Source organism: Xanthomonas sp. SS (assembly GCF_014236835.1).
GTDB lineage: Bacteria > Pseudomonadota > Gammaproteobacteria > Xanthomonadales > Xanthomonadaceae > Xanthomonas_A.
Genome location: NZ_CP051190.1, coordinates 4,055,012 through 4,078,022, shown reverse-complemented (window position 1 = coordinate 4,078,022; position 23,011 = coordinate 4,055,012). Strand labels below are relative to the sequence as shown.

The window sequence follows — 23,011 nt, the reverse complement described above, 5'->3', positions numbered from 1 at the left end:
GGGAGAGGGGAATGAAGACGCGAGCCGCGGTCGCCTGGGCGGCGAACCAACCGCTGGCCATCGAGGAAGTGGACCTGCAACCGCCCAAGGCCGGCGAGGTGCTGGTGCGCCTGGTCGCCAGCGGCGTGTGCCACAGCGACGCCAGCACCCTGTCCGGCGCCGATCCGGACGCCGCGTTCCCGGTGATCCTGGGCCAGGAGGGCGCCGGCGTGGTCGAGGAGGTCGGCATCGGCGTCACCAGCGTGCGCCCCGGCGATCATGTGATCCCGCTGTACATGCCCGAATGCGGCGTGTGCAAGTTCTGCCGCTCCGGGCGCACCAACCTGTGCCAGGCGATCCGCGCCAGCCAGGACCGCGGGCTGATGCCCGACGGCAGCAGCCGCTTCTCGCTGCGCGGGCGGCCGATCCTGCACTACATGGGTACCAGCACCTTCGCCGAATACACCGTGCTGCCGGAGATCGCGGTGGCCAAGATCCATCCCTCCGCGCCGCTGGACAAGGTGTGCCTGCTCGGCTGCACCATCACCACCGGCATCGGCGCGGTGCTCAACACCGCGCGGGTGCGGCCCGGCGACAGCGTGGCGGTGTTCGGACTCGGCGGCATCGGCCTGTCGGTGGTGCAGGGCGCGGTGATGGCGCGCGCCGGGCGCATCATCGTGGTCGACATCAATCGCGACAAGTTCGAGCTGGCGCGCGCGCTGGGCGCCACCGACTGCCTGGATCCGAAGGACTTCGGCGCGCCGGTGCAGCAGGTGATCGTCGATCTCACCGACGGCGGCGCCGACCACAGTTTCGAGTGCGTGGGCGACGTGCGCGCGATGCGTGCGGCGCTGGAGTGTTGCCACAAGGGCTGGGGCGAAAGCATCATCCTGGGTGTGGCGCCGAGCGCGCAGGAGATCAGCACGCGGCCGCTGCAACTGGTCACCGGCCGCGCCTGGCGCGGCAGCGCGTTCGGCGGGGTCAAGGGCCGCAGCGAACTGCCGGCCTATGCCGAGCGCTACCTGGCCGGCGAGATCCGCATCGACGAACTCATCAGCGAGACGCTGCCGCTGCAGGACATCAACCGCGCCTTCGATGCGATCCGCGAGGGCAGGGGCATCAAATCGGTCGTACTGTACTGACATCAAGGAGCATGCATGGTTAGCAGCAAAGGACGCGGTATCCGGCAGGTGCACGCGCACGGACTGGCCGCCGCCATCGTCATGGCATTGGCCGCCGCGCCGGCCGCCGCGCAGACCACGGTCAATGCTGGCGACGCGCAGATCACCGCGCTGGACCGGGTCGAGGTCACTGCCACGCCGATTCCCGGCACCCTGATCGATGCCGACCACCTGCCGTACACGGTGCAGACCGCCAACGCTGACGACATCGCGCGCAGCCAGGCCGGCAACCTCACCGATTTCATGCTGCGGCAGATGAACGGCGTGGACACCAACGAGGTTCAGGGCAGCCCGTTCCAGACCGATCTCACCTTCCGCGGCTTCCGCGCTTCGGCGTTGCCGGGCGCCTCGCAGGGCGTGTCGGTGTACCTGGACGGGGTGCGCATGAACGAGCCGTTCGCCGACATCGTCAGCTGGGACATGATGCCGGAGGCGGCGATCCGCAGCGTCGCGCTGATGCCCGGCTCCAACCCGCTGTTCGGGCCGAACACGCTCGGCGGCGCACTGGCGTTCACCACCCAGTCCGGCCTGACCGCGCCGGGCCTGCGCGCGGATCTGTCGTTCGGCAGCGGCGCGCGCAAGCGCCTGGACGCGTCCTACGGCTACGCCGGCCGCGATGGCCTGCACGCCTTCGTCGCGGTCACCGGTTTCGACGAGGACGGCTGGCGCGATGCCTCCGAAGGCCGCCTCGGTACCGTGTTCGGCAAAGTGGGCAAGCAAGGCGACAATACCGACTGGGACGTATCGCTGCTGCACGGGCGCAGCCGCCTGATCGGCAACGGCCTGCTGCCCGGCAGCCGCTACACCGACGACGGCATCGAGCCCGGCCTGTACGAGGCCGACCGCGACGCGGTCTATACCTCGCCGGACCTGACCCGCAACCGCAACACCTTGCTGACCGCGCAAGTGGACCACCGCTTCGATGCGGATACGTCGCTGCACCTGCTGGCCTACTACCGCGACGGCCGCCGCGACACCGTCAACGGCGACATCAACGAGGACTACGAGGAATTCGTCGAGGACTGCGCCGACGGCTACGCCGCCGACGGCACGCCGCTGGACGACGATTGCGCCTTGTCGCGCGCCGATGCCGACGCCTTGCACAGCGGCGTGCTCAACACCACGCAGATGCGCCAGCACGCCGAGGGCGTGGCGCTGAACTTCAGCCGCCAGGCCGGCGCGCATGCGCTCAGCCTCGGCGCCACCTACGACCGCAACCGGGTGCGCTACCGGCAGTACGCACAGGAGGGCTTCGTGGAGGACGACCGCGCCGTCGTCGCCGATCCCGACGAGGAGCGCGAGTTCTTTTCCGGGGTCAGCGGCCGCAGCAGCACGCTGGGCGTGTTCGCCGCCGACACCTGGGAAGTGAGCGAGGCCACCCACGTGACCGGCGCGCTGCGCTGGAACCGGGTCGAGGTCAGCAACGTGCTGTCCACCGCCGAGGACGGCGCGCTGCCGCGCGAGCGCTTCGTGTTCGCCAAGGCCAATCCGTCGCTGGGCATCACCCAGCGCCTGGGCGGCGGCTTCACCGCCTTCGCCTCGGCCTCGCAGAACAGCCGCGCGCCGACCGCGATCGAACTGGGCTGCGCCGACCCGGAACAGCCTTGCCGGCTGCCGACCGGGCTGCAGGCCGACCCGCGCCTGGAGCAGATCGTCTCGCGCACCTACGAAGTCGGCGTGCGCTGGAACCCGTCGCCGGAGCAGGCCTTCAACGCCTCGCTGTACCGCGCCGACAATCGCAACGACATCCTGTTCCTGCGCGCGCCGAACACCCAACTGGGCTACTTCGACAACGTCGATCGCACCCGCTACCAGGGCGCGGACCTGAGCTGGCGCGCCAGCAGCGGCGCGCTGCGCTGGTTCGCCGCCTACAGCTACCTGGACGCGACCTACCGCAGCGACGGCGAACTGCTGTCCGGCGAGCGCACCATCGACCTGCATCCGGGCATGCGCATCGCTGGCCTGCCGCGCAACACGCTGAAGCTTGGCGTGGAGTGGCAGGCGCTGGCGCAGCTGGCGCTGGGCGCGGACCTGCGCGCGATCTCGCGGCGCGTGGCCAGCGGCAACGAGGACGGCCTGGTCGAGGATCCCGAGGACGGCGAAGACGCGGTGCGCCACGACCTGTCCACCGGCGGCTACGCCTTGATCGACGTGCACGGCACCTGGCAGATCGCCGACGGCCTGTCGCTGTACCTGCGCGTCAACAACCTGTTCGATCGCCGCTACGAGACCTATGCGGCAGTCGCCGAAGACCTGTTCCCGGACGGCGCGTTGGCGCGCCCGCAGGACGCCGCGATCGAGGACGGCCCCTCGCGCTTCGTCGCCCCCGGCGCGCCACGGCAATACCAGGTCGGTTTGCGCTGGCGGTTCTAGGCTGGCCGGTTATCTGTGCAATGCAGTGCAGTGCAGCGCGGCGCAGAGCCGCGCAGAGCCGGTGACATCAGGAGCCTGCTTTTTGTAGGAGCGGCTTCAGCCGCGACCCCGAAGCCGGAAGATGGCCGACTTCGGGAAGAGTCGGGACTGAAGTCCCTCCCACAAAAGCCGTGCAGATCGCCGTCGATATGATTGTTGCGTTGAACACGAGAGCAGACCTGCGCTCATGCAATGCCCCGTCGGGCCAAGGCTTGTCGAGGAAGCGACTTCTTATGGGAGCGACTTCAGTTGCGACACCGGAGCCGGAAATTTTCAGGCTTCGACAGCAGTCGGGATGAAGTCTCTCCTACAACAGCGGCGCGGATACATCGCTGCATCACGCGATGGTTGTTTGTAGGAGCGGTTTCAGCCGCGACACCGAGGCCGGAAGGCATCCGGCTTCGACAGCACTCGGAACTTAAGTTGCTCCTAAAAAAGCAGCGCCGATGAGCATCGCCGTAGCAGACGACTGCTTCTTTGTGGGAGCGACTTCAGTCGCGACACCGGAGCCGGGAATTTGCAGGCCTCGGTAGCAGTCGTGACTGAATCTCCTACTAAAACAGCGGCATCGCTGCATCACGCGATGTTGTTTGTAGGAGCGGCTTTAGCCGCGACCCCGAAGCCGACCTGTATCCGGCTTTGGGGTCGCGGCTGAAGCCGCTCCTACAGGAAGATGGGATGCAGAAGATGGCGTAATCGAGCGGCTTCGCGCGCGCACTCAGGCCGTCGCCAACCCATGCTTGCGCAGCTTGCGGTACAGGGTGTTGCGGCTGATGCCGAGCGCGTCGGCGGTGCGGCTGACGTTCCAGCGATGCCGTTCCAATTGCTGCTGCAGCACGCTGCGTTCGGCGCTGTCCAGGGCCACGCGGCCGGGCATGTCATCGGCGGCGACCGCATCGCCGTTGACCAGGCACGGGCCGCTGTCGGCATCGACGATTTCCTGCGGCAGGTTGGAGATGCGGATCATGCCGTCGGCGCACAGCACTGCGGCGGTGCGCAGCACGTTGCGCAGTTGCCGCAGGTTGCCCGGCCAGGCGTAGCTGAGCAGCTTGTGCAGCGCGTCCTCGCTGATGCGCACGTGGTGCTCGCCGCTCTCCTCGCGCAGCAGGGTGCGGATCAGTTCGGCCTTGTCGCTGCGCTCGCGCAGCGGCGGCAGGTGCAGCACCACGCCGTTGAGGCGATAGTAAAGATCCTCACGGAACTCGCCGGCGGCCACCATCTGCATCAGGTCGCGGTGGCTGGCGCTGATCACGTGCAGTTCCAGCGGCATCGCCCGGTCGCTGCCCAGCGGGGTCACACTCTGTTCTTCCAGCACGCGCAGCAGCCGCGTCTGCAGCGGCAGCGGCATGTCGCCGATCTCGTCCAGGAACAGGGTGCCGCCGCTGGCCTGCAGCAGCTTGCCGTGGCGGCCTTCGCGCGCCGCATCGGTGAACGCGCCGCGCGCGTAGCCGAACAGTTCGCTCTCGATCAGCGCCTCGGGAATCGCCGCGCAGTTCACCGCCACGAACGATCGCGCCGCCCACGGCGAGCCGCGGTGCACCGCCTTGGCGAACTCTTCCTTGCCGGTGCCGGTGGCGCCGCACAGCAGGATCGACACGCGATGCGCGGCCAGCTTCAGCGCGTTGTCCAGGTTGTGGCGCATACGCGGATCGGAGCCGACGTGTTCGCGGGAATAGGCCGCCTCGCCGCTGTCGGCGCTGGCGGCGCGCGCGCGGCCGGCGGCCGCGTCGCGGCGCGGCGGCTGCGCCAGGGCGAAGAAGCGCCGTCCGTGGCAGGCGCAGCGGATCGACCACAGCGTGCTGGCGTCGTTGCGCGCGCGCTGCTCCACGGTGTCGAAGTCCAGCTGCATCACCTGCGAGATGTCGCGCCCGACCAGCAGGCTGCGGTCGCCCTTGCCGAGCTGTTCCAGCGCCGCCTCGTTGACCGCCAGCACGCAGCCGTCGGCGCCGATCGCCATCAGCGCCTCGTGCAGCAGGCCGGCGAACTCCGGGCGGCTGTGGAAGCGCAGGATCCACGCATGCCGGTACTGCTCTAGGAAATACGAACGTGCGATCTGCGCCGCCGACATGCGCACCAGCGCACTGGTATGGCGCTGCACCAGCTTGGTGTCGCGCGCGTCCGGCGTGGACGCATCCAGCACCGCCAGCAATTGTCCGTGCGGGTCGAGGATCGGCGCGCCGCTGCACGACAGCGGCAGATGCCGGACCAGGTAGTGCTCGCCGCGGTGCACGCCGAGCGCGCTGCGCTCCACCGCGCAGGTGCCGATGCCGTTGGTGCCCTGGTAGCGCTCGGCCCAGCTGGCGCCGCAGAACAGCCCGGTCTCGCGGAATTCGCGCAGCAGCGCCGGGTCCTGCACGCTGTGCAGCAAGGTCGCCTCGGCGTCGGCGAACACCACCGCGTAGCCGCCGCCGGCGATCTGCTCGTAGAGGTTCTCCATCTCCACCTTGGCGATGCGCAGCACTTCCTCGAGCCGCTGCTGGCGCTCGCGCAGCCCGTTGCCGTCGTGGACCATCGGCGAAGGCGGGGCGTCCGGACTCAGTCCGTGCTCGTCCATGCAGCGCTGCCACGAGCGCGCCAGCGCCGGCGGCAGCGGTTCGATCTGGCGGAAACGGCGCATCCGCGCCAGCAACGCGGATTCCGCCTCGGCAGCGGACGACGGCCCAGCCGTGGCCTGCAGGAGGTTGGCGACAGTCAGCTCCGACACGTGGCGCATCCTCGGGCCCCCACCCGGGACCAGAGCGGCAGTGACGCACAAACCGGGCCGGGGCTCAAACCGCAGTGCAGCAAAAGCCGGGGTTGGGGAGTTGGGATTCGGGATTGGCAAGAGCGGTTTTCCGCTGCGGATCCTTTTCCGGCGTCGGCCAAAACGAAAAACCGCGCGATTGCGCGGTTCGTCGTGGCCTTAAAGCGCCAGATTCCTGCTTTTACGAATCCCCCAATCTCGACTCCCCAATCCCGGCTTACAACGCGTACCCGAACTGCTGCTTGAACTGGTCGTTGAACTCGTCGAAGTCGAAGCGCTGGTTCTGCGTGCCGGGATGCTCGACCTTCAAGGCGCCCATCAGATTGCCCATGCGCCCGATCGTCAGCCAGTCGCAGCCGCGTTCGATGCCGAAGATCAGACCGGCGCGGAACGCGTCGCCGCAGCCGGTCGGGTCGACCACGCGGCGCTCGTGCGCCGGCGGGACGTCGTAGGTCTTGTCGGGGGTGTACACCAGCGCGCCCTTCGGGCCCTGGGTGGTGATGTAGGCCTGCACCCGCGAGACGATGTCCTGCTCGTTCCAGCCGGTGCGCTCCTGCAGCAGGTTGGACTCGTAGTCGTTGACCACCACGTAATCGGCCTGTTCGATGAAGGTGCGCAGCTCCGGGCCGTTGAACAGCGGCATCGCCTGACCGGGATCGAAGATGAACGGAATGCCGCCTGCGGCGAATTCCTCGGCGTTCTGGATCATGCCTTCGCGCCCGTCCGGGCCGACCAGGCCCAGGGTCACGCCCGGCACGTCGCGCACGTGGTTCTCGTAGCTGCGCATCATCGCGCCGGGATGGAACGCGGTGATCTGGTTGTTGTCATGGTCGGTGGTGATGAACGCCTGCGGGGTGAACAGGTCCTCGATCACCTTGACCCGCGACAGATCGATGCCCAAGGTCTCGAAATGTTCGCGGTACGGACCGAAATCCTGGCCCACCGTGCCCATCGGGATCGGATCGCCGCCCAGCAGGTGCAGGTTGTAGGCGATGTTGCCGGCGCAGCCGCCGAACTCGCGGCGCATCCGCGGCACCAGGAACGACACGTTCAGGATGTGCACCTTGTCCGGCAGGATGTGGTTCTTGAACTGGTCCGGGAACACCATGATGGTGTCGAAAGCGAGGGAACCACAGATCAGTGCGGACATCGGGCAGGCCTTGGCGGAGGGATGAGCCCGCATTCAGGCGGGCAGCGTGCGGGGTCGCCGCGGCGCAAAGGGTAACGGCTGCGGCCGGGCAGGGCCAGAAGCGCGATGCACGGCGCCGCTGCGAGCGCGTGCAAGGCGCGGTTTTAGCGAGAATTTTCCTTGCCCGCACCCAGGTGGGTTGTTACGCTAGCAGACTTCGTTTTCTGCCCATTTTTTCGCCATTCGGCGACGGCACGCGACTCCCCAGGACTCAATTCCCCGATGTTCAAGAAACTCCGCGGCATGTTCTCCAACGACCTGTCCATCGATCTGGGCACGGCCAACACCCTCATCTACGTGCGTGGCCAGGGCATCGTGCTGAACGAACCGTCGGTGGTCGCGGTGCGCCAGGACCGGGCGATCGGCGGCACCCGCTCGGTGGCCGCGGTCGGCGCCGAGGCCAAGCAGATGCTCGGCCGTACCCCGGGCCACATCACCACCATCCGCCCGATGAAGGACGGCGTCATCGCCGACTTCACCTACACCGAGGCGATGCTGAAGCACTTCATCAAGAAGGTGCACAAGTCGCGCTTCCTGCGCCCGAGTCCGCGCGTGCTGGTCTGCGTGCCGGCCGGCTCGACCCAGGTCGAGCGCCGCGCGATCAAGGAATCGGCCGAAGAGGCCGGCGCGCGCGACGTGTACCTGATCGAGGAGCCGATGGCCGCGGCGATCGGCGCCGGCATGCCGGTCACCGAGGCACGCGGTTCGATGGTCATCGACATCGGCGGCGGCACCACCGAGGTGGCGGTGATCTCGCTGAACGGCATCGTCTACTCGCAGTCGGTGCGCATCGGCGGCGACCGCTTCGACGAGTCGATCACCAACTACGTGCGCCGCAACCACGGCATGCTGATCGGCGAGGCCACCGCCGAGCGCATCAAGCTGCAGATCGGCTGCGCCTATCCGCAGGAAGAGGTGCAGGAGATGGAAATCTCCGGCCGCAACCTCGCCGAGGGCGTGCCGAAGATGATCAAGATCAACTCCAACGAGGTGCTCGAGGCGCTGCACGAGCCGCTGTCGGGCATCGTCTCGGCGGTCAAGCTGGCGCTGGAACAGACCCCGCCGGAACTGTGCGCCGACGTCGCCGAGCGCGGCATCGTGCTCACCGGTGGCGGCGCGCTGCTGCGCGACCTGGACCGGCTGATCTCCGAGGAGACTGGCCTGCACGTGCAGGTCGCCGACGACCCGCTGACCTGCGTGGCCCGCGGCGGCGGCCGTGCGCTGGAGCTGGTGGACATGCACGGCAACGAGTTCTTCGCGCCGGAGTGATGGTGAGGCCGGCAATCGGGAATGGGGAATGGGGAATCGAATCCCCCATCCGCACCGACATTGCCGGCTCCGCGACCGCCCCCGTGCCTGCGCCCCGGCCCGATCGAGCCGGGAGCGCGCTGTCGTTTTCCGATTCCCCTTTCCCGATTCCCCTTTCCCGGCTCTAGCCCGTGCCTCCCTACGCCGGTCCTCCCGTCACTGCCCGCCCGGGCGAAGCCGCCAGCACGCCGCGCCTGCTGGCCTACCTGGCCCTGGCGGTGGTGCTGATCGTGCTCGACGCGCAGGCCGGCTGGCTGGCCCAGCTGCGCAGCCAGACCAACCTGCTGGTGCAGCCGCTGTGGGCGCTGGCCGGGTTGCCGGGCCGGCTCGGCTCGCAGGTGCAGGAAAACGCCGCCAGCCATGCGCAACTGGTCAGGGAGAACCGCACGCTGCGCAACGAGCTGCTGATCGCCAAGGCGCGGCTGACCCGGTTGCAGACCGCGGCGCTGGACAACGCGCAGCTGCGCGAGCTGCTGGGCGTGGCCGAGCGCCGCGGCCTGGACGTGCAGCTGGCGCCGATCCTGGACATCGACCTGGACCCGACCCGGCAACGGCTGGTGCTCGACGCCGGCGGCCGCGACGGCGTGCACGTCGGCCAGGCGGTGATCGACGCCGGCGGGCTGATGGGCCAGGTGATCGAAGTGACCCCGCTGCACTCCACCGTGCTGCTGCTGACCGACCCCGACCACGCGGTGCCGGTGACGGTGGCGCGCAACGGCGTGCGCCTGATCGTCTACGGCCGCGGCGACACCCTGGAACTGCGCGACGTGCCGCTCAGCGCCGGGGTCGAGGTCGGCGACGAGATCGTCACCTCCGGCCTGGGCGGGCGCTTCCCGGCCGGCTTCCCGGTCGGCACGGTGGCGACGCTGCGCCCGGACGACACCCACGCCTTCCTGGTCGGCAACCTGAAGCCGGCGGCGAAGCTGGACCGGGGGCGGGATGTGTTGTTGCTGCGGCCTTCGGCCGCTGCAACGGGATTGGGGATTGGGAATTCGGGATTGGATAGAAGCGGCGCCAGTGGCAGCGGCAATGGTCATGTGCCATCCGGGGCTTCCACCACGCCCGGACAGCCTGCGTCCCCCCCAATCCCCAATCCCCAATCTCCAATCCTCGCCTCTCCGCGATCAGCCGCCACGCAGCCGCCCGCGCGCCCTGCGTCCGCTCCCGCTGCCTCCGCCGCGCCCGTCGCCCCCAAACAGCCAGAGCCCTCCCCAATCCCCAATCCCGAATCCCGAATCCCGGCGTCTCCACAGGAGACGCAGCAATGAGCCGCCCCCGCAGCAAAGGCTGGGTGCTGCCGGTCAGCGTGATCCTGGCGCTGGTGCTGGGCTTGTTGCCGTTGCCGCTGGTGCTGCAGCCGCTGCGCCCGTACTGGCTGGCGCTGGTGGTGGCGTACTGGGTGATCGAGACGCCGGACACGGTCGGGCTGGGTTTCGCTTTCGCCATCGGCGTGATCGCCGACCTGCTGTACGGCGGGGTGCTGGGCGAGCAGGCGCTGCGGCTGGTGATCCTGAGCTTCATCCTGCAGCGCTTCCGCGCGCGCATCCGCTTCTTCCCGATGTCGCAGCAGGCGCTGGCGATCGGCGGCTTGCTGGTCAACGACCGCATCGTCGCCGCGGCCGTGCATCTGGCGGTGGGCGAGCCGACGCTGCCGTGGAACTACTGGTGGGCGCCGCTGCTGGGCATGGCGCTGTGGCCGCCGCTGTTCGTGCTGCTGGACGCGCTGCGGCTGGGTCGGCGGAGCAAGAAGTAGCGTGGCCCTGAATACCCGCCGCACGCAGAAGAACCCGCACGCCGAGGCCGAGCAGTTCCGGCGCCGCGCGGCGCTGGGCTTCTTCGGCGTGCTGGTGGCGCTGGTCGGCCTGGGCGCCTGGTATTTCAAGCTGCAGGTGCTGGACCACGACATCTACGCCACGCGCTCGGACGCCAACCGGATCAAGCCGCGGCCGGTGGTGCCGGGGCGCGGCATGATCTACGACCGCAACGGCCGCCTGCTGGCCGAGAACGTGCCCGCGTTCCGGCTCGACGTGACTCCGGACAAGGTCGAGGACATGGACGCGCTGCTGGCGGAGCTGGGCAAGGTCATCGCGCTGTCGGCGGAGGACATCGAGCGCTTTCAGGCCGCGCGCAAGGCCAGCCGCAGCTTCCGCCCGGTGACGCTGAAGCTGCGGGTCAGCGAGGAGGAGCGCGCGCGTTTCGCGGTGGACCGCTGGCGCTTCCCCGGCGTGGAGCTGGAGCCGTACCTGACCCGCCACTATCCCTACGGCGATCTGTTCGCGCACATCATCGGCTACGTCGGCCGCATCGACGAGAAAGACCTGGAGATGCTGGGCGAGGGCAATGCCGCGCTGACCCACATCGGCAAGTCCGGGCTGGAGCGCTATTACGAAGAGGAACTGCGCGGCAAGGTCGGCTACGAGCAGGTCGAGACCAACGTGCAGGGCCGCGCGATCCGCACCGTCGGCCGGGTCCCGGCGCAGTCCGGCGCCGACCTGCGCCTGTCCATCGATGCCGACCTGCAGCGCGCGATGGTCGCCGCGTTCGGCGACTACCAGGGCGCGGCGATCGCGATCGATCCGCGCACCGGCGAGATCCTGGCGATGGTCAGCCTGCCGTCCTACGACCCCAACCTGTTCGTCAACGGCATCTCGCATGCCGACTTCCAGGCGCTCAACAGCGATCCGTCGCGGCCGCAGTTCAACCGCCTGGTGCTCGGCGGGGTGGCGCCAGGCTCGACCATCAAGCCGTTCATGGGCCTGGCCGGGCTGGACAGCGGCACGCGCCGGCCGGAGGACAAGATCCTGTCCACCGGCATGTTCTACCTGCCCGGGGTCAGCCGCGGCTGGGGCGACTCGCACCGCGGCGGGCACGGCTGGACCGACCTGCGCAAGTCGATCTCGCAGTCGGTCAATACGTACTACTACAAGCTGGCCATCGACATGGGCATCACCAAGGTCGACCAGTACATGAACCGCTACGGTTTCGGCGCGCCCACCGGCATCGACCTGATGGGCGAGATCGGCGGCATCGTGCCGTCGCCGGCCTACAAGGCCAAAAGTCGCAAGGAAGCGTGGTATCCCGGCGACACGGTCAACATCGCCATCGGCCAGGGCGACTGGAAGGTGACCCCGCTGCAACTGGTGCGCGCGGTGGCCGGCATCGCCGATGGCCAGCTGCGCACCCCGCACCTGGTGATGGCCCAGCGCGGTGCGTTCGACCAGCCGTGGGCGCCGGTGGCGCTCGGCGCGGGCAAGCCGATCAGCGACAATCCCGGCAACCTGCAGGCGGTGCGCGAGGGCATGATGGACACCATGCGTCCGGGCGGCAGCGGGCATGCGATCGCGGTCAGCGCGCCGTACCAGATGGCCGGCAAGACCGGCACCGCGCAGGTGGTCAGCCGCAAGGGCCTGGCCGCGGTGGATCCGCGCAGCCTGCCGATGCACCTTCGCCATCGCTCGCTGTTCGAGGGGTTCGCCCCGGCCGAGCAGCCGACCATCGCGCTGGCGGTGGCGGTGGAAGGCGGCGGTTACGGCGCCAGCACCGCCGCGCCGATCGCGCGCAAGATCTTCGACGCCTGGCTGCTCGGCCGCCTGCCCGCCGGCATCGAGCCGCTGGACAGCCTGCGCGGCGCCACCGCGTTCGGCAGCCAGTTGTATTACGCCGAAGATCCGGGTTCGCGCGGCGCCGCCGACGCGGTGGCGCTGGCCGCCGGCGAGCGTCCGGTGCTGGTCGGCCCGGTCGAAGTGGAAGCCGCCGCCGTGCCGCTGCCGGCCGCGCCGCCGCCGATCCCCGACGAGATCCCGGACGAACGATGAAGGATTTCCTGCGCTGGCTGGCCGATCTCGGCGGCCGTTTCGCCCGCACCCTGGACTGGCCGATGTGCCTGGCCCTGGGCGCGCTGATGGTGATCGGCCTGGCGGTGCTCAAGAGCGCCGGCGGCCAGGCCGGCGGCAACCATCTGATGCTGGCCCAGGCCATGCGCTTCGCGATCGGCGCGGCGGCGATGTGGGGCCTGTCGCGGGTTTCGGCGCTGCGCCTGCGCGCGTGGACGCCGCTGATCTACGCGCTGTCGATGCTGCCGCTGCTGGCGGTGTTCGCGCTGGGCACCGGCAAGTACGGCCGGCAGTGGCTGGACCTGAAGGTGTTCTACCTGCAGCCGGCCGAGCTGCTGAAGATCAGCATGCCGATGATGGTGGCCTGGTACCTGCACCGCGTGCCGCTGCCGCCGCGCGTGCCCACGGTGCTGGTCAGCGCGGTGATCATCGGCCTGCCGACCGCGCTGATCATGCTGCAGCCGGACTTCGGCACCGGCGTGCTGATCGCCGCCAGCGGCGGCTTCGTGCTGCTGCTGGCCGGGCTGCCATGGTGGTGGGTGGGCATCGCGGTGGGCGGCGTCGCCGCGGCCGCGCCGGTGGCCTGGCTATGGCTGCTGCGGCCGTACCAGAAGGACCGGATCATGATGTTCCTCAATCCGGAGAACGATGCGCTCGGCGCCGGCTGGAACATCATCCAGTCCAAGATCGCGATCGGCTCCGGCGGCCTGCACGGCAAGGGCTGGGGCCTGGGGTCGCAGTCGCACCTGAACTTCATTCCCGAGCAGACCACCGACTTCGCGTTCTCGGTGCTCAGCGAGGAATTCGGCTGGATCGGCGTGGCCACGGTGCTGACCCTGTACCTGGTGGTGATCGCGCGCTGCCTGTGGATCGCCGCGCAGGCGCGCGACACGTTCTCGCGCCTGCTCGCCGGCGCCACCGGCCTGGCGTTCTTCGTCTACGTGCTGGTCAACGGCGGCATGATCTCCGGGCTGCTGCCGGTGGTCGGCGTGCCGATGCCGCTGATGAGTTACGGCGGCACCTCCGCGGTGTCGCTGCTGGCCGGATTGGGCCTGGTGATGGCGGTCAAGGCGCACCGCCCGGTGCACGGCTACTGAGCCGCCGCGGCACGCGGCGCGCGCAGGCTTAACCGCGAGTATGCGGTGATGTGGCAAACGATTGCGGCGTATGTCGGCGCTGCGCACAATTCGCGTCGATGCCACGTCGCGGCGCCGCTGGAGCCGGCCCGCCACGAGCGCAGGATCTGTTCCGGGTGAGCCATGCGCGGCGTCGACGCCGCCCAGCCGGCCCGCGTCCATCGAGGGGAGCCAACGCAGCGCATCGTCGATCCGGGCCTGGCCCGTGTCGTTCTTCTGCGTCCGTCCGCGCCTGTCCTCCTCGCGTCTTCCCCGTGGTTCCTGTCCGCTCGGCTGTGCCGACATGGATGTGTGTCGATGAAATTCCTGCGATTCCTGTTGCTGCTGAGCGTCGTGCTGGGCCTGAGCGGCTATGCGCTGATCCGCTACTACTTTCCCAAGGGCGCCATGCACAGCCACGGCTACGGCCGGGTCACGCTGACCCAGCCGGCCGGCCCGCCGCGGGGCGTGGTGATCCTGTTCGCCAGCGGCAACCGCGCGCAGCGCCAGGCGGCGGCAGCGCGCATCGCCGCGACCGGCGCGGTGGTCGCGACGGTCGACGGCGATCGTTACCTGATGCGCCTGCAGCGCGGCGGCAGCGGCTGCGGGCGTGCCTGGCACGATGCCGAGCAGCTGAGCCGGCACCTGCAGCGCGACCTGCACGGCGATCGCTATTTCCTGCCGATGCTGGCCGGCACCGGCACCAGCGCGACCCTGGCCGAGCGCATCGTCGGCGCCGCGCCGGCGGCGACCCTGGGCGGCGCGATCGGCATCGCGCCGGCGCCGACCGAGGTCTGCGCCGGCACCGCGCACGCCAACAGCGCGCAAGGTTTCGTCGATCTCGCGGCGGCACCGGTGGGCGCGGCGCCGGAGACGGCGCTGGCCGCGCGCGTGGCTGCGCACCTGCATGCGTCGGGCAGCGGCGGCGCGCTCGACGACCTGCCGTTGACCGAACTGCCGGTGCGCGTGCCCGGCGCGCCGCTGGCGATCGTGCTGTCCGGCGACGGCGGCTGGCGCGATATCGACAAGGGCATGGCCGAGGCCCTGCAGCAGCGCGGCATCGCAGTGGTCGGCTGGGACAGCCTGCGCTACTTCTGGCGCGACAAGCCGCCGGCGCAGGCCAGCGCCGACCTGGCGCGGGTCATCGCCCACTACCAGCAGCGCTGGCACCCGCAGCGCATCCTGCTGGTGGGCTATTCCTTCGGCGCCACCGCGATGCCGTTCATGTACAACCGGCTGCCGCCGGCGCAGCGCGCGCAGGTCGGCCTGCTGGCCTTGTTCGGTGTGGACCACAAGGCCGATTTCCAGATCCGTGTGCGCAACTGGTTCGACCTGGGCGATGCCAACGACGCCAAGCCGGTGTTGCCGGAAATCGCGCGCATCGCGCCGTCGCAGCTGCTGTGCGTGTACGGCGACCAGGAGAAGGACACGGTGTGCCCGCAGCTGCGCGACAGCGGTGCGAAGATCGTCGCGCTGCACGGCGGTCACCATTTCGACCAGCACCCGGCCGGATTGGCGACGATCGTGGACGCGCGCTGGCAGCAGCTCGCGGAGGACGCACGCCAACCTGTCGCTGCGCTCGATGCCGGGCATCCTCGCGCAGGCACGGTGCAACCAGCTCCGCTGCGCACCCCGCCTGGGGCGCTGCAATAGCGATGTCCGCTGCCCCGGCGGCTTGGCGCTGCCGGCGCCCGGGGCGGATGACGCGCTAGACATCCGCCGTGCCCGGCCATGCGGTCCGTCGCGTCCGCATCCAACGTGTCATCTACGTCGCCGCGCTGAAGGCAAGCAACGCGCGTATCCGCGTGCGCCGCTCCGACCCGCAACGATCCACCGGCAGCGATGCCAGCGCCTGGGCGACCACGTGTCCGGTGCATTGCCTGCGTGCAGCGGCAACCGGTCTTTCCCGCGTTGTAGCCGCCGTCGGCGCGGCGAGGCGCTGGCCCAACAGCGCTGACAGGCGCTATCGCTACCGGAATCGTCTCGCGCCTGTACCGCAGGCCACTGTGTCGGCCGCAATTGATCGCAATCAATGTTCGCGGCGGGCCGCGCGCGCATCGTGCCTGCAGTTCCCCACAGGCACCGATCCATGGCGTTCACCGTAGCGGTAGTGAAGGAAGAGCAGGCCGGCGAGCGCCGCGTGGCGATCGTACCCGCGGTGCTGCCGAAACTGGCGAAGCTGGGCGCGCAGTTGCGCCTGCAGGCGGGAGCCGGCACGGCTTCGCACTTTGCCGATGCCGCCTATGCCGGCGCCACCGTGCTCGACGATGCGCAGGAAGTCGTCGCCGGCGCCGACCTGGTGCTGGCGGTGCAGGCGCCGTCGCTGCAGACGCTGGCGGCGATGCGTCCAGGCAGCGTGCTCGTGGCGATGCTGTATCCGGCCAAGGCGCCGGGCTTGCTGGAGCTGCTGTGCGAACGCCGCATCACCGCGTTCGCGATGGAGACCGTGCCGCGCATCAGCCGCGCGCAGGCGCTGGACGTGCTGTCCAGCCAGGCCGCGCTGGCCGGCTACTACGCGCCGCTGCTGGGCGCGGTGCACCTGCCGCGGATCCTGCCGATGATGACCACCGCGGTCGGCTCGCTGCGCGCCGCGCGCGTGCTGGTGATGGGCCTGGGCGTGGCCGGTTTGCAGGCGCTGGCCACCGCGCACCGGCTCGGCGCGATCACCGAGGGCTACGACGTGCGTCCGGAGACGCGCGAGCAGGCGCAATCGGTCGGCGCCAAGTTCGTCGATACCGGCATCGATGCGCGCGGCGAGGGCGGTTACGCGCGCGAACTCACTGCAGAGGAGCGGGCCAAGGCTGCCGCGGTGCTGACCCAGCACATCCAGCAGGCCGACATGATCGTCACCACCGCCAACGTGCCCGGACGCACCGCGCCGATCCTGATCGACCGCGCGCAGATCGCCGGCATGAAGCCCGGCGCGGTGATCGTGGACCTGGCCGCCGACAGCGGCGGCAATTGCGAGGGCAGCGTGCCCGGGCAGACCGTGGAAGTGGGGCCGGTGACTATCGTCGCGCCGTTCAACGTGCCCTCGGCGCTGGCCCAGCACGCCAGCGAGCTGTACGCGAAGAACCTGCTGAACCTGCTCGAGCTGCTGGTCCGGGACGGCGCGCTGGCGCCGGACTTCGACGACGAGGTCGTGGCCGGCACTTTGCTGACCCGTGATGGCCAGATCAGCCATCCCAAGCCGCAGGCCATCGCGCCTGCAGCCGCCACCAAGGAGTCCTGAGCGATGAATCTCGATCTGTCGATGAGCTGGATGATCGCGTTGTACGTGTTCATGCTCGCTGCGTTCACCGGCTACGAAGTGATCGGCAAGGTGCCGTCGATCCTGCACACGCCGCTGATGTCCGGTTCCAACTTCATCCACGGCATCGTCGTGGTCGGCGCGATGCACGCGCTGTTCAACGCCGACACCGTCGCCGGCCAGGCGATCGGCTTCGTCGGCGTGCTGCTCGGCGCCGGCAACGCCGCCGGCGGCTACGTGGTCACCGACCGCATGCTGGCGATGTTCAAGCCCAGCGCCAAATCCGCCTCCGCCTCCCCGAAGGAATAGCGTCATGCTGCAGTTACTGGTGGAGCTCAGCGGGTTCGCCGCCGCCCTGTTGTTCATTCTCGGCCTCAAGCACATGTCCTCGCCGGTGACCGCGCTGCGCGGCATCGTGCTGGCCGGCATCGGCATGCTGGTCGCGGTCGCCGCCGCGTTCGGCTACCTGGCCGACCTGCAGCCGAGCGCGCAGCCGCATGCGCTGACCAATCTCGCCCTGGCGCTGCTGGCGCTGGCGCTCGGCGGCGCCTGGGCCTGGCGCAGCGGGCGCAAGGTGGCGGTGACCGCGATGCCGCAGATGGTGGCGCTGTACAACGGCATGGGCGGCGGTGCCGCGGCCGCGGTCGCCGCGGTCGCGCTGACCTCGCGGCAGCCGTCGCACGGCACCTTGCACCTGACGGTGACCGTGCTCGGTGCGCTGATCGGCGCGATCTCGCTGTCCGGCTCGGTGATCGCCTGGGCCAAACTCGATGGGCGCATCAACACGGCGTGGAGGTTCAAAGGGCAGAGCGTGTTCAACGCCAGCGTGTTCCTCTGCGCGCTGGTACTCGGCGGCCTGGTGGTCGCGCAGATCGGCGGCGGCTGGGCGGCACTGGCGTTCTTCGTCGCCGCGCTGGGCTTCGGCATCCTGATGACGCTGCCGATCGGCGGCGCCGACATGCCGGTGGTGATCTCGCTGTACAACGCCTTCACCGGCCTGGCGGTGGGCCTGGAAGGCTTCGCGCTGCAGAACCCGGCGCTGATGATCGCCGGCATGGTGGTCGGCTCGGCCGGCACCCTGCTGACCGTGCTGATGGCCAAGGCGATGAACCGCTCGCTGGCCAATGTGCTGTTCAGCAATTTCGGCGACGGCGCCGCGGTGGCGCAGGGCGACGTGCAGGGCCGCATGACCGCGGTGGAAGCCAGCGATGCGGCGGTGGCGATGCGCTATGCCTCCAGCGTGATCATCGTGCCCGGCTACGGCCTGGCGGTGGCGCAAGCGCAGTCGCGGCTGTACGAACTGGTCAAGCTGCTGCAGGCCGCCGACGTGGACGTGAAGTTCGCGATCCATCCGGTCGCCGGACGCATGCCCGGGCACATGAACGTGCTGCTCGCCGAGGCCGGCGTGCCCTACGACCTGATCTTCGACATGGAAGACATCAACGACAGCTTCGCCAGCACCGACGTGGCGCTGGTGATCGGCGCCAACGACGTGGTCAACCCGGCCGCGCGCAGCGACAAGGCCTCGCCGATCTATGGCATGCCGATCCTCAACGCCGACCAGGCGCACCAGGTCTACGTGATCAAGCGCGGCCAGGGCAAGGGCTATGCCGGCGTGGAGAACCTGCTGTTCTACGGCGACAACTGCGACATGGTCTACGGCGACGCCGCCGCGGTGCTCAACCGCATGGTGCAGGCGGTCAAGGAACTGGCCGTCTGACCGAACCGCTTCCCGTGCCGGCGCGACGACACGCCGGCGCTTCCCGACCTTCCACGAGGACACGACCATGGCTTATGCGACCCGCAATCCCTACACCGGCGAACTGCTCGCCAGCTTCCCCGAGGCGACCGACGAGGCGGTGCTCGCCGCGATCGGTGCCGCCGATGCCGCGTTCCAGCAGTGGAAGAACGCCTCCTTCGCCGAGCGCGCCAAGGTCATGCATGCGGCGGCGCAGCTGCTGCGTGCCGACGTGCGCGGTTACGCGCAACTGCTGACTCTGGAAATGGGCAAGCTGATCGGCGAGGCCGAAGCCGAGGTGACCTTGTCGGCCGACATCTTCGAGTACTACGCGGTCAACGCCGAGCGCCTGCTGGCGCCGGAAACGCTGCCGGTGGCCGATCCGGCCGAAGGCGAGGCGGTGGTGGTGCACGAGCCGCTGGGCGTGTTGCTGGCGATCGAGCCGTGGAATTTCCCGTACTACCAGATCGCGCGGATCATCGCCCCGCAGCTGTCGGCCGGCAACACGGTGTTGCTCAAGCACGCGTCCAACGTGCCGCAGAGCGCGGCCAAGTTCGAAGCGCTGATGGCCGCGGCGGGCCTGCCGGCCGGCGCGTTCGCCAATCTCTACGCCACGCGTTCGCAGGTGGAAACCATCCTCAACGATCCGCGCGTGCACGGCGTGGCGCTGACCGGTTCGGAAGGCGCCGGCGCCATCGTCGCCTCGCAGGCGGCCAAGGCGCTGAAGAAATCGACGATGGAACTGGGCGGCGCCGACGCGTTCGTGGTACTGGCCGATGCCGAACTGGACAAGACGGTGAAGTGGGCGGTGTTCGGCCGCCATTGGAACGGCGGCCAGGTGTGCGTGTCGTCCAAGCGCATGATCGTGGTGCAGGAGCTGTACGCGGAATTCCTGCGCCGCTACAGCGATGGGGTCGCAGCACTGAAGGCCGGCGATCCGATGGACGCGGCGACCACGCTGGCGCCGCTGTCCTCGCAGGGCGCGGCCGACGAACTCAAGCTGCAGATCGCCGCGGCGGTCGAGCACGGTGCCACCGCTACCGAGGTCGGTCCGAAGGTGCCGGCGCAGGGCGCGTTCGTGCAGCCGACCATCCTGACCGACCTCACGCCCGACAACCCGGCCTATTACCAGGAGTTCTTCGGCCCGGTGTCGATGCTGTTCGAGGCGCAGGACGAAGACGATGCGGTACGCATCGCCAACGACTCGCCGTTCGGCCTGGGCGGCTCGGTGTTCACCGCCGACACCGCACGCGGCTTTGCGGTGGCCAAGCGCATCTCCACCGGCATGGTGTTCGTCAACCATCCGACCATGGTCAAGACCGACCTGCCGTTCGGCGGCGTGCGCCGCTCCGGCTACGGCCGCGAACTGATCGGGCTGGGCATCAAGGAGTTCGTCAACCACAAGCTGATCGACGCGGTGGAGATCGACGCGCCGTTCTGAGCGTCGCCGCTGCGCAGTACCACGGGCCGTCGGTGGGCAACCGCCGGCGGCCCTTGCGTTTGCGCTGCACGGCCGGCGATGCGCAGATGCCGGTGCCGTGACCCCGCGGGGCATCGCCGCGCTCCCAGCATGAATACGCCAGGCGCGCTTGACTCGCGGCAAAGTTCTTTTGTTTCATGGCGTTATTGGTGGAAATTCATCTGGACTCTGTTAACCTGCCGGCATGATTCGACGCTCGCTGATTTGCCTGATCACGCTTGGCCTGGTCGCATGCGCGACCCAGCCCAAGGCTCCGCCGCCGCCGCCGCAGGCCAATGCGCTGCCGCAGTCCACGCCGCGCCCGGCGTTGCCGGCGGAGGCGGCGCCCGAGGCGGTGCCCGCGCCGCCGGTCGACCTGACCCCGGTGCCGTTCGAGATCGCGCGCGCCAACTTCGTCCGCGACACCGCCGCCAAGTACGGCCTGGACCCGGCGCAGATCGAGGCGACGCTGGCGCAGGCGCAGTTCAAGGATGCGATCGTGGCGGCGATGTCGCGCCCGGCCGAGCGGGTCAAGCCGTGGAACGAATACCGGCCGATGTTCATCAGCCAGGCGCGCATCGACGGCGGCCGCGCGTTCCTGGCCACACACCGCGAAGAACTGATGCGGGTGCAGGCGCGCACCGGCGTGCCGCCGGAGATCATCGTCGCGATCATCGGCGTGGAGACCAGCTACGGCAAGAACGCCGGCAGCTACCGCGTGCTCGATGCGCTGTACACGCTGGCGTTCCGCTATCCGCGCAGCGGCGACCCGGCCAAGCTCGAGCGCGAAGTGCGCCGCGAGCTGTTCTTCCGCGACGAACTCGGCCAGTTGTTCGCGCTCGGCCGCGAAGAGAACCTGGACATCGCCACCCTGATCGGCAGCTACGCCGGCGCGATGGGCCTGGGCCAGTTCATGCCGTCCAGCTATCGCCAGTTCGCGGTGGACGGCGATGGCGATGGCAAGCGCAACCTGTTCACCGACTACGACGACATGTTCTCCTCGATCGCCAACTACTTCGTCAAGAAGGGCGGCTGGGTGCGCGACGGCGTGGTCGCGGTGCCGGCCACGCTGCGTCCCGGCGCCGAGGAACTCAATCCGACCGACTGGACCCCGAGCTACACGCTGGCCGACCTGGCCGCGCGCGGCTACCAGCCGACCGCGCCGGTCCCGGCCGGCGCCACCGCCACCCCGATCACGCTCGACGGCAGCGCCGGCAAGCAGTACTGGCTCGGCTTCCAGAACTACTACGCGATCACCCGTTACAACATTTCCAAGATGTACGCGATGGCCGTGTACCAACTGTCCCAGGCCATCGCCGGCAAGGAGTTACCCCCGGCATGAACCCGACCGCGCTGCTCCGGATCGTCCCCGTCGTCGCCCTGCTGGCGCTGGCCGCCTGCAGCAGCGCCCCGAAGAAGACCGCTGGCGGCGCCGCCGCCGCGCCCGGAGTGCGGGTGGAAGGCCGCGGTCCGGCGCATGTCGCCACCGGCTGCCCGTCCACCTCGCCGTACGCACCGGCCAAGGAAGACCCGTCCACGCGCGGCAACTACACCGCCGGCGGCCTGTATGCGCCGGGGGTCAGCGACAGCACCCCGGACTACGTGCCCAACGTGGCCTGCATCCCCGAGCCGCTGGTCACCAACGAGCCGCGCTCGGCGGTCGGCAACCGCTCGCCGTACATGGTGCTGGGCCGCGAATACAAGATCATCGACGACCCGCACAGCTACGTCGAACGCGGCACCGCCTCGTACTACGGCAGCAAGTTCCATGGCCGGCTGACCTCCAATCGCGAGGTCTACGACATGTACGCGTTCACCGCCGCGCACAAGACCCTGCCGCTGCCCAGCTTCGCCCTGGTCACCAACCTGGACAACGGCGAATCGGTGGTGGTGCGGGTCAACGACCGCGGCCCGTTCCACGACGACCGGGTCATCGACCTGAGCTACGCGGCGGCGGTCAAGCTCGGCATCACCGGCAAGGGCACCGGCCGGGTCGAAGTGCGCGGGCTGACCCCGGCCGACAACGGCAACCTGCTCGCGTCGCGGCGGACCGGCAAGCAGGTCGCGACCGGCACCGCGCTGGCCAGCGCGGCCGCAGCGGGCAGTGCCGCACAGACCGCAGCGGCGCGCCGCGCCACCGACATGGACAACCTGGTCAAGGCCTTGCCGGCCAAGCCGGCCACCGTCGTCGCCGCGGCCAGCGTGCCGGCGCGCAACACTGCCGCGTCCAGCACCACTGCCGCGCCCAGTGCCGCCAGTGCGAGCGCGGCGGCGGCCGCCTTGCCGGAAGGCGAGCGCTGGCGCTACCGGGTGCTGGCCGATGCCGATACCGCGGCCAATGCCGACCATTTCGACGACTGGATGAAATCGCGCGGCGTGCGCGTGGCGACCGGCAAGCCGGCCAAGATCGATGCGGCCGTAGCCGCCAAGCAGGCACCGCCGCGACGCGCCACCGCTGCCGCCGCGCCGACGCCCACCGCGACCACCGTCGCGGCTGCGGCACCGGCACCGGCCGCGCCGGCCGTGTCGGCGACCCGCGCGGCGGCCGACAACGCTGCGGCGCGCGGTCCGCTCGGCATCCTGCTGCAGGTGGCCAGTTTCGCCAGCCGCGAGAACGCCAACCGCGCGCTGTCGCAGCTGGCCTCGGCCGGCATCGTCGGCGCCAGCGTCAGCGACATCGTGTCCGGCGGGCGCACCTTGTGGCGGCTGCGGGTCGCCGCCGAGGACCATGGCCGCGCCACCGAGCTGGCCAGCCGCATCGCCGGCCTCGGCTTCGGGCGTCCGCAGATCGTCAAGGACTGAAG

16 protein-coding genes are annotated in these 23,011 nt (G+C 69.7%); 14 read left to right on the top strand and 2 right to left on the bottom strand.

Annotation, left to right across the window (positions count from 1 at the left end):
• Positions 1 to 11 precede the first annotated feature (11 nt).
• Positions 12 to 1,121: an S-(hydroxymethyl)glutathione dehydrogenase/class III alcohol dehydrogenase gene (locus tag HEP74_RS17140; protein WP_185813881.1), complete on the top strand. Its 1,110-nt coding sequence runs from the start codon at positions 12 to 14 to the stop codon at positions 1,119 to 1,121.
• A gap of 15 nt (positions 1,122 to 1,136) precedes the next feature.
• Positions 1,137 to 3,533 carry a TonB-dependent receptor gene (locus HEP74_RS17135; protein WP_185813880.1) on the top strand — a complete coding sequence of 799 codons (2,397 nt, stop codon included), beginning with the start codon at positions 1,137 to 1,139 and terminating at the stop codon, positions 3,531 to 3,533.
• A 757-nt stretch (positions 3,534 to 4,290) separates the two neighbouring features.
• On the opposite strand, the gene HEP74_RS17130 is transcribed toward HEP74_RS17135, so the two are convergent.
• Both HEP74_RS17130 and HEP74_RS17125 read right to left on the bottom strand, forming a co-directional pair.
• On the bottom strand, positions 4,291 to 6,276 hold the full coding sequence (locus HEP74_RS17130) for a sigma-54-dependent Fis family transcriptional regulator (protein ID WP_185813879.1): 1,986 nt from the start codon (positions 6,274 to 6,276) through the stop codon (positions 4,291 to 4,293).
• Positions 6,277 to 6,532: 256 nt separating this feature from the next.
• On the bottom strand, positions 6,533 to 7,465 hold the full coding sequence (locus HEP74_RS17125) for a carbohydrate kinase family protein (protein ID WP_003465839.1): 933 nt from the start codon (positions 7,463 to 7,465) through the stop codon (positions 6,533 to 6,535).
• Between the two features lie 261 nt (positions 7,466 to 7,726).
• Between HEP74_RS17125 and HEP74_RS17120 the strand changes: the two genes are divergently transcribed.
• From HEP74_RS17120 to HEP74_RS17065, 12 genes are all read left to right on the top strand, one after another.
• Complete coding sequence (locus tag HEP74_RS17120) at positions 7,727 to 8,773, top strand: rod shape-determining protein (protein ID WP_003465837.1); 1,047 nt, start codon at positions 7,727 to 7,729, stop codon at positions 8,771 to 8,773.
• Between the two features lie 170 nt (positions 8,774 to 8,943).
• Entirely contained in the window at positions 8,944 to 10,080 is a 1,137-nt protein-coding gene (gene mreC, locus HEP74_RS17115; RefSeq protein WP_185813878.1) for a rod shape-determining protein MreC, read from the top strand.
• Positions 10,077 to 10,565, top strand: a complete 489-nt coding sequence (gene mreD / locus HEP74_RS17110) for a rod shape-determining protein MreD (RefSeq protein ID WP_185813877.1) — start codon at positions 10,077 to 10,079, stop codon at positions 10,563 to 10,565. Before mreC ends, mreD begins: the two co-directional genes overlap by 4 nt.
• Before the next feature lies 1 nt (position 10,566).
• Entirely contained in the window at positions 10,567 to 12,627 is a 2,061-nt protein-coding gene (gene mrdA / locus HEP74_RS17105) for a penicillin-binding protein 2 (RefSeq protein ID WP_458309646.1), read from the top strand.
• On the top strand, positions 12,624 to 13,742 hold the full coding sequence (rodA, locus tag HEP74_RS17100; RefSeq protein ID WP_185813876.1) for a rod shape-determining protein RodA: 1,119 nt from the start codon (positions 12,624 to 12,626) through the stop codon (positions 13,740 to 13,742). Before mrdA ends, rodA begins: the two co-directional genes overlap by 4 nt.
• 336 nt (positions 13,743 to 14,078) lie before the next feature.
• Positions 14,079 to 15,413 (top strand): virulence factor family protein, encoded by a 1,335-nt coding sequence (locus tag HEP74_RS17095; protein WP_185813875.1) that lies wholly within the window; start codon positions 14,079 to 14,081, stop codon positions 15,411 to 15,413.
• A 436-nt stretch (positions 15,414 to 15,849) separates the two neighbouring features.
• Entirely contained in the window at positions 15,850 to 16,992 is a 1,143-nt protein-coding gene (locus HEP74_RS17090) for an NAD(P) transhydrogenase subunit alpha (RefSeq protein ID WP_185813874.1), read from the top strand.
• Between the two features lie 3 nt (positions 16,993 to 16,995).
• Entirely contained in the window at positions 16,996 to 17,319 is a 324-nt protein-coding gene (locus HEP74_RS17085; protein ID WP_185813873.1) for an NAD(P) transhydrogenase subunit alpha part 2, read from the top strand.
• 4 nt (positions 17,320 to 17,323) lie between these two features.
• Positions 17,324 to 18,730, top strand: coding sequence for an NAD(P)(+) transhydrogenase (Re/Si-specific) subunit beta (locus HEP74_RS17080; RefSeq protein ID WP_185813872.1), 1,407 nt, complete (start codon positions 17,324 to 17,326; stop codon positions 18,728 to 18,730).
• 67 nt (positions 18,731 to 18,797) lie between these two features.
• Positions 18,798 to 20,189 carry an NAD-dependent succinate-semialdehyde dehydrogenase gene (locus HEP74_RS17075; RefSeq protein ID WP_185813871.1) on the top strand — a complete coding sequence of 464 codons (1,392 nt, stop codon included), beginning with the start codon at positions 18,798 to 18,800 and terminating at the stop codon, positions 20,187 to 20,189.
• Between the two features lie 223 nt (positions 20,190 to 20,412).
• Complete coding sequence (gene mltB / locus HEP74_RS17070; RefSeq protein ID WP_185813870.1) at positions 20,413 to 21,549, top strand: lytic murein transglycosylase B; 1,137 nt, start codon at positions 20,413 to 20,415, stop codon at positions 21,547 to 21,549.
• A complete protein-coding gene (locus HEP74_RS17065; protein ID WP_185813869.1) occupies positions 21,546 to 23,009 on the top strand; it encodes a septal ring lytic transglycosylase RlpA family protein in 1,464 nt (487 codons plus the stop codon). Before mltB ends, HEP74_RS17065 begins: the two co-directional genes overlap by 4 nt.
• Positions 23,010 to 23,011 lie beyond the last annotated feature (2 nt).